This window comes from [Phormidium] sp. LEGE 05292 (genome assembly GCF_015207735.1).
Taxonomy (GTDB): Bacteria; Cyanobacteriota; Cyanobacteriia; order Cyanobacteriales; family Aerosakkonemataceae; genus Floridanema.
The window spans coordinates 1-7164 of record NZ_JADEWG010000232.1 but is presented as its reverse complement, the minus strand read 5'-3'; the positions used below and the strand labels follow the sequence as shown (position 1 = coordinate 7164).

At 39.2% G+C, this 7164-nt stretch carries 6 protein-coding genes; 2 read left to right on the top strand and 4 right to left on the bottom strand.

Going from position 1 to position 7164, the window contains the following annotated elements; genetic code table 11:
- Positions 1 to 48 precede the first annotated feature (48 nt).
- Complete coding sequence (locus tag IQ264_RS30640) at positions 49 to 1560, top strand: ATP-binding protein (protein WP_193986183.1); 1512 nt, start codon at positions 49 to 51, stop codon at positions 1558 to 1560.
- Between the two features lie 172 nt (positions 1561 to 1732).
- Here IQ264_RS30640 and IQ264_RS30635 read toward each other — a convergent pair whose 3' ends face one another.
- The gene (locus IQ264_RS30635) at positions 1733 to 2518 is read right to left on the bottom strand and encodes a calcium-binding protein (RefSeq protein ID WP_193986181.1); all 786 of its coding nucleotides are present in this window, start codon (positions 2516 to 2518) and stop codon (positions 1733 to 1735) included.
- 246 nt (positions 2519 to 2764) lie between these two features.
- Here IQ264_RS30635 and IQ264_RS30630 point away from each other — a divergent pair, with 246 nt between their 5' ends.
- The gene (locus IQ264_RS30630; RefSeq protein ID WP_193986179.1) at positions 2765 to 3142 is read left to right on the top strand and encodes a response regulator; all 378 of its coding nucleotides are present in this window, start codon (positions 2765 to 2767) and stop codon (positions 3140 to 3142) included.
- 56 nt (positions 3143 to 3198) lie between these two features.
- Here IQ264_RS30630 and IQ264_RS30625 read toward each other — a convergent pair whose 3' ends face one another.
- The 3 genes from IQ264_RS30625 to dndD all read right to left on the bottom strand — a co-directional run bounded on the left by IQ264_RS30625 (position 3199) and on the right by dndD (position 7118).
- Entirely contained in the window at positions 3199 to 4305 is a 1107-nt protein-coding gene (locus IQ264_RS30625) for a HEAT repeat domain-containing protein (protein ID WP_193986177.1), read from the bottom strand.
- Between the two features lie 163 nt (positions 4306 to 4468).
- Positions 4469 to 4855, bottom strand: a complete 387-nt coding sequence (gene dndE / locus IQ264_RS30620; protein ID WP_193986175.1) for a DNA sulfur modification protein DndE — start codon at positions 4853 to 4855, stop codon at positions 4469 to 4471.
- Between the two features lie 262 nt (positions 4856 to 5117).
- A complete protein-coding gene (gene dndD, locus IQ264_RS30615; protein ID WP_193986172.1) occupies positions 5118 to 7118 on the bottom strand; it encodes a DNA sulfur modification protein DndD in 2001 nt (666 codons plus the stop codon).
- Positions 7119 to 7164: the final 46 nt, after the last annotated feature.

Below are 7164 nucleotides of genomic sequence, written 5' to 3'. Positions count from 1 at the left end.
CCCATCTCCCCATATTCCCATCTCCCCATCCCCTCTGCCTTCAACTTTATGAAAGCTGACATTTTAGTAATAGATGATACGCCGGAAAATCTCAATCTTTTGTCTGTCATGCTGACAGAACAAGGTTACAAAGTTCGCAGCGTGACTAAAGGTTCCACAGGGTTAAGAGGGGCGCAAGCTGCGCCGCCTGACTTAATTTTGTTGGATGTAAATATGCCGCAAATGAATGGTTATGAAGTTTGTCAGCAGTTGAAAAAAGACGATCGCACTCGTGAAATACCAGTAATTTTTATTAGTGCTTTAGGAGATGTTTTAGATAAAGTCAAAGCTTTTGCGGTTGGGGGAGTGGATTACATTACTAAACCTTTTCAAGTAGAAGAAGTTTTAGCCAGAATTGAAACCCACCTAACAATTTGCAAGTTGCAAAAACAACTGCAAACCCAAAATTTGGTATTACAACAGGAGATTCGCGATCGGGAAAAAGCCGAAGAAAAATTTAGTAAAGCATTTCGTGCTAGTCCAAATCCAATTGCGATCGCTACTTTGGAAGAAGGGAAATTTATTGATATCAATCCCAGCTTTTTAAGAATGAGTGGTTATTCCCAAAAAGAAGTAATTGGACATAGCGCCGCCGAATTAAATTTAGGCATTCCCCAAGAAATTTACGAACAAGCTTTGCAACAATTACTAGAAACCGGATCTTTGCAAAATCAAGAATGTGAATTCCGCACCAAAACCGGAGAAATAAAATCGGTATTGTTATCAGTAGAATTAATAGATTTGAGCGGAATTCAATGTACTTTAAATATAGTCAATGATATCACCGAACGTAAACGGTTAGAAAATGAATTTATCTCTTTAGTCAGTCACGAATTACGCACTCCCTTAACTTCTTTAATGGGTTCTTTAGACATTCTCTGTGCCGGAAAATTGGGGACTCTAACATCCCAAGGACAAAATGTTTTAAGGATTGCCATTACTAACACGGAAAGATTGATTCGGTTAATTAACGACATCCTCGATTTAGAAAGGATGAAATCCGGCAAAATTGCCATGCAGAAAATCAAATGTAATGCAGCGAAAATTCTCAATCAAGCAGTAGAATCAATGCAAGCATTAGCCGATAAAGCACAAATTAAATTAATCGCGCAACCTTTAGATGTGGAAATGTGGGCAGATCCCGATCGCTTATTACAAACTTTCACCAACTTACTCAGCAATGCGATTAAATTTTCCGAATCAGGTAGCAATGTTTGGATTAATACTGAACTCAAAAAATCAGAAAATTCCCAAGTTGACTTAATTTTATTTACAGTCAAAGACCAAGGTCGAGGTATCCCTGCTGATAAATTGCACCTAATTTTTGAACGTTTCCAACAAGTAGATGCTTCCGACTCCCGCAAAAAAGGTGGAACTGGATTAGGATTAGCTATTTGTCGTCACATTGTTGAACAACACGAAGGCAAAATCTGGGCAGAAAGCGTTTTAGGTGAAGGTAGTACTTTTCACATTTTATTACCCTGTGAAAAAGTACCGATTTCAGTTGAAAAAAGTAAGTAATATCGCTTACACAAATATTTGCTACAAATCAAGTAGGGGCGGGTTTAGCCAAAAGGTGAGAATACCCAGCAATAAAATTGAAATCAAAACCCGCCCAATCCCCAAGCATCTGTAGCAAACATTGAGGTGCAGAAGGATTAGCACAATATTGAGATGTCCGATTACTAAAAAGTTAAACATCGCCAATAGAAATAATTTTTCCAGCAATATCCACTGGTGAAGCATTCACCACATAAGCGACACTCAGACCATTACTCAACATAATGGAAGTACCAGTAACAAAACCATCATTATTTGGGTCAATATTTACACCAGTCAAATCAATTAAAAACTGTTTAATTGTATCTGGAGTTATACCAGGAATATTGGTAATACCTGGAATAGTTGTGATGGCACTTAAAGAAACATCCATAGGTACAAGATTGAAATCTGCTTCTTTAAAACCACCTGTAACACCTATGAAATCATTAAATTTATTAAAGTCTAAAATCATATCCAAATTGTTAGGATCGGCGAAAACGATATCAGTTCGTAAAGCAAATAAATCTGCACCATTTCCTCCTACCAACACATCTGTACCCCAATCTCCAATTACTATATCGTTACCATCTTCTCCATTTACTAAATCTGCATCTTTACCGCCTCTTACTGTATCGTTACCTGCACCTCCAAAAACGATATCTTCACCTAAATTACCGTTTACTTGGTCATCACCAAAACCTCCTGAAAGTTGATCTCTACCTTTTCCTCCTAGTACTAAATCATTGCCTCCTCCACCTTGAATAGAGTCGTCACCTTGATTACCGTTAATAATTTCTGAATCTGTTGAACCTATGACAAAATCATTGCCTTCTAAAGCAACTAATCCGATCGGTAATCCTGCAAGCAATCCAGGAGTTATTTCAAAATAATCATTGCCTGAAGTTAAGAAATAATAACCAAATTCAGATGCTGGCATAATGATATCCTCTTTGTTAATGTAATTACTTACAGTTAAGCATATACTGTACTAATTGGTAGTAGGTAGTAGGAATCTCCCATTACCCACTACCCACTACCTACTACCAGTTTCAATCTTATAAATAGCAAATAGCGTTCAATATCAATTTACCCTAGTTCTTCCCGATTTAGATTTAAATTAGCAGATAATCCCAAAATAACAAGTATCAAAAGTATGAACACCCTATTAGTAGAGGATAATTTTATGAGCAAAAATATTCTTATCGTTGATGATGAAGAAGATGTGCGTGCGATCGCCCAAATGGGATTAGAATTGGGTGCAGGTTGGAGTGTAGTAACTGCGAGTTCGGGAAAAGAAGCTTTAGAAATTGCCGCAGACCAACAACCAGATGTTATTTTATTAGATATGATGATGCCAGACATGGATGGCAGAACTACACTACAACAGTTAAAAGCTAATCCCACAACTCAACCAATTCCCGTTATTTTAGTCACTGCTAAGGCTCAAAATGGTTATCAAGAAATTTTTGCTAATATGCCAGTAGCTGCTATTTTTGCTAAACCTTTTCGTCCCTTAAAATTAGCTGAACAAATTAGTGAAGCACTAGGTTGGACTGACTAGCTTTTCTCAGTCATTTCCTACTACTCTTTCATATATTTTAGACATATAACAACTCATTAATTGGGTGGTTTATCCCAGGAATTTCCTTGATTAGTAAAAGACGGAAAATTATCCACACTAGAAACCCCTCGCATTCGGTTCATTTGAGTCATAGCCCACTTAGCGGTTTCTTGTACTTCTGCATCTGGATCGTCAATAGCATGACGCAACAAGTGACTAATTTGCGCCATTAATTCATAAATCCGAGTCACATCACGAATCGCATTTTTTCGCACTTCGGCATTTTCATCTTGCAACGAAATGACTAAACCACGTTGCAAAGGTTTCAGGGTCCGATGCCCAATCTGGGAAATAGCTTCCAAAATTAAACAACGCTGTTTAGAATCAGCATCAATTAACGAATTAACTAAAGGTTGAATTGCTCTTGAATCTCCCCTTTGTGCCAACTCCCAAATCGCCTTACGTCGCTTCGCTGGATCGGGATTTTGCAAATCTTTAATTAACTCATCAACAATATTAATTTTAGGTAGGCGAGTAGTTTCTTGTACCTCTAAATTACTATCAGTAATTACCGATTTAGCTTCCAATTTTGGTTCCAAATTAGGCTCCAATTTTGGTTCATCTTCCACAGCAGTTAATAAATGGTTAGCGTGACCATTTTTATCGGCTTGCGTTGGTTTTATTTCTTGAACCTCAATTGGTTTTATTTCCTGAATCTCTATCACAGAAGCAGGTTCATAAACAGTCACTTCATTATTTTCTACAATTTCTGCAATAGGTTCCGGCTGATTTTCCTCAACTTCAGACTCAGAAGTTTCTGTCTCCGAAACTTCAGGAGGAACTTCCCAATGTTTGAGTATGTAAAGCAGTCCTCCGGCAATAATCACCAAAAATACTCCTGAACCCATCCAAAACAAGGGCCATTTCGACGATTTTTTCCCAGATTTAGTTTTGGGTTTAGGAGTAGGAGAAGGCTTCGTTCCTTCAAGGTTCTGCAATAACTCGACTGGAACCGACTTTTCCCCAGGATTCGGCGCGTTATTCTGAACTTGGATGGTTTCTAAGGGAAATCTAGGTGCGGCTGACGCTATCGTAGCGCCAGCAACAAAGCTGAAGCAAGAAGTGCAGGAGAACAATACGAGAGCCAGACGTGAGGGCATCATAAACCTAACTTCGGGTTAGAAAGGGCAGCTAACATTAGTCATTAATGTAAATGACTTTAAGTTAGTTCAATCCTAATCTGCTACCTCACCAGAATCACATCCTGGTTGCCTTAGCTTATAGCAATTTTTTCCAACTTTGTACAGATCGGGGTTTCGACTATTATTACTTCTTTGTGGCGATCGCAATTAAATCTTCTATCTTTTTAATATTGGGGTCGCCTGCTAGGTAGCCGATACCGCGATGGAGGTGGAGGCGGAACTGGTGGGCGGTGGTTTCTTTGTCTGTTCCTAGTTTGTCGTTGTGGCAGCGTTGTTTGAGGGCGAGGATGAGAATATCGGACATTTCGCCGCCGAATACTTTCCAGGTGAGTTCGACGTTGCTATCGCTGGGGATGGGTACGGGTGAGGGTATGCTTGGCTCGGCTAGGGAACGGCAAAATGCCCAACGGCATAGGATGTTCCATTGGTCTATTTTGGTGTTGCGGCGCAGTTTTAGTAGTTGGTCTTTGGCTGTTTGGGATAGTTTGATGGTGTTTATTGGGGGTTCCATAGCTTTGTTTTAACGCAGATGAATGCGGATATTACTGTTGGCAAATTAATTGTAGGGGCGAAGCATTTGGGCGATAAATTTTGCAATCCACTAAAGATATTTGTACCCAAATGCTTCGCCCTGCCTTGGTTAATATAAGTTATCTGTGGGGGGAGGGCGAAGCATTCGGATGTTATATTTTGGTTGAGTTTCATAAATTGTCGCCCGAATGCTTCGCCCCTACAAAAAATTTTTTAATTACAATAAATTAATTTAATTCATCTTACCAGAAATATCCATCTTTTACAATTGTTTGTCTCTCATTTGCATCATATTTTAATAAATATTCTCGTGCGATCGCTTCCAATTTTCTCAAGTTCTCTACCTCAATTTTTCCAATTTCTGTATCTGTAGAAAGCAATATTACTTGATGGCTGGCTGCGGGAAAATACCTCTCAATTAAGTTTTGTCTATGGGAGGAGTCTAATCTTCCTAATGGGGTGTCGATCGCAACTGGTAAATGTCTTCCAGAAACTCTCGCTAATCCCCATAAAAATGAGATTGCTAATAGTTGTTTTTCTCCGGCAGATAACCGATGTTTGGGTACGGCTTTTCCTTGGGTATCGTATAGGAAAAGGCTAAAGGTTTGAGTGTCTATGACGACGCGATGAACTAAATCGGTTTTATGCAATAAGTAACAGAAGCATTGGGTTACTTCTTTTTCTAGTTTGTTCAGTTTTTTTAGAGTTAGTTTTTCTTTGAAAAGTTTGAGGGTATCTTGTACTTTGGCAGCAGAAGTAATAAAGTGTTGATTGTTTCTGAGTTTGATGTGTTCTTGACTGTATTGTTCGATTTCTTTGCGGGTTTTTTCTAGTTCTCTTTTGCTTTCTTCGACGCGGCGATTTGCCATTTCTTTGGCGGCTTGAGCTTTGGCTAATTCTTTTTGGGCTAGGCGGACATTTCTTTGCAGTTGTTCGTAGATTTCGGGGGAGGCGGCGATCGCTAATTGTCTCTCTAAAAATTCTATATCTCTCTCGATCTCTTTCAGTTGGTTGATTTTTTCTGCGCCGATTTCTTCTTTGGCTTTTAGTTCGTATTTCAGCAGGTTTTCTAGTTGTTCAATTACTTCTATATCGGCTTGTAACCAGGGGTTTTCGCTGCTGCTGGCGGCTTGTTCTAGTTCTTGGTATTCTTGGTCAAGGAAGGTTTTGATTTGCTCGATTTGTTTGGGTTTTAATGAGAGTTCTGTGATATAATTTAAAAGGCGATCGCTTCTTTTTTGCAAGGCTTCTTTTTCAATTTTCGCCTGTTGTTGTTGGGTTTCTTTTTCGGCTTGAATTTCGATTTGGTTTAACAAGGGAGTTATTAAAGCTAATGGCAATACTCCAGCAGCTAATTCTACCAATGTTTGCCGGGTGGTGTCGGTTTGTTGTTTGAGTTCGTTTTGTTGTTGATCTAATTGATTCCGTTCTCCGGCAATTTTTCCACCTTCAGAAATGAATTTTTCTTCGGCTTGGCGGAGTTTGTTTTGTTTGTCTATTAATTGATTATTACAGCTACCTTGTTCTTGGGTAGCAATGTCTCTTTCGACAATCAAATCTTTAAATTTGGTTTCTAATTTTTCCAGGGTGGCGAGTTCTTTTGCACCTGCTATTTCTTTGCGTTTTCTGCTAACTAATATATCTAAATCTACGGAGAGGCGTTCAGCTAATTCTAAGCCTAAAAGCGATCGAATTGCATCCACAACTAAGGGCGGTGGTGTTTCTAATTCGGCGAGTTCTTTCACTTGTTCCCCGTCGAATAGGAAGAGGTTGGAAATTCCTAAAGGTAAGAGGGTTTCGATATATTCATCCCAAGCATTTGTTAAAGCTTTGTCAGGCCACCATTCATTGAGATAATCATCGTAAACCAAAATTCCTAATATATCTTTGCCATCTTTAGGTTCTTTTGTCCAATATCTGACAACTTTATAAATTTTCGGTTTATCTTCTTCAATATGTTCAAATGTTAATTCAATCCGGGTGTTTTCTGTGGGTGGGGTGTGGCGGTGTACTGACTGATTTAGGAATTCGCTGTAACTTAAATTTCCCCTGGTGGAACATTGGGCACGATTTCCATAAAGGGTGAGGCGAATGGCATCCATGAGGGTGGTTTTTCCGCCGCCATTCATGCCACCAAAAAGGATGATTGGACGAGTTTCGCCATCATTTTCTGGGCGTAAGTTGATGATGTTTTTTCCCAGGTAAGGGCCAAAGTTTTCTAAGGAAAGTTCGAGGAAAATCACGGTTTTTTTAGGGACTGGGGATTGGGGACTGGGGACTGGAGACTAG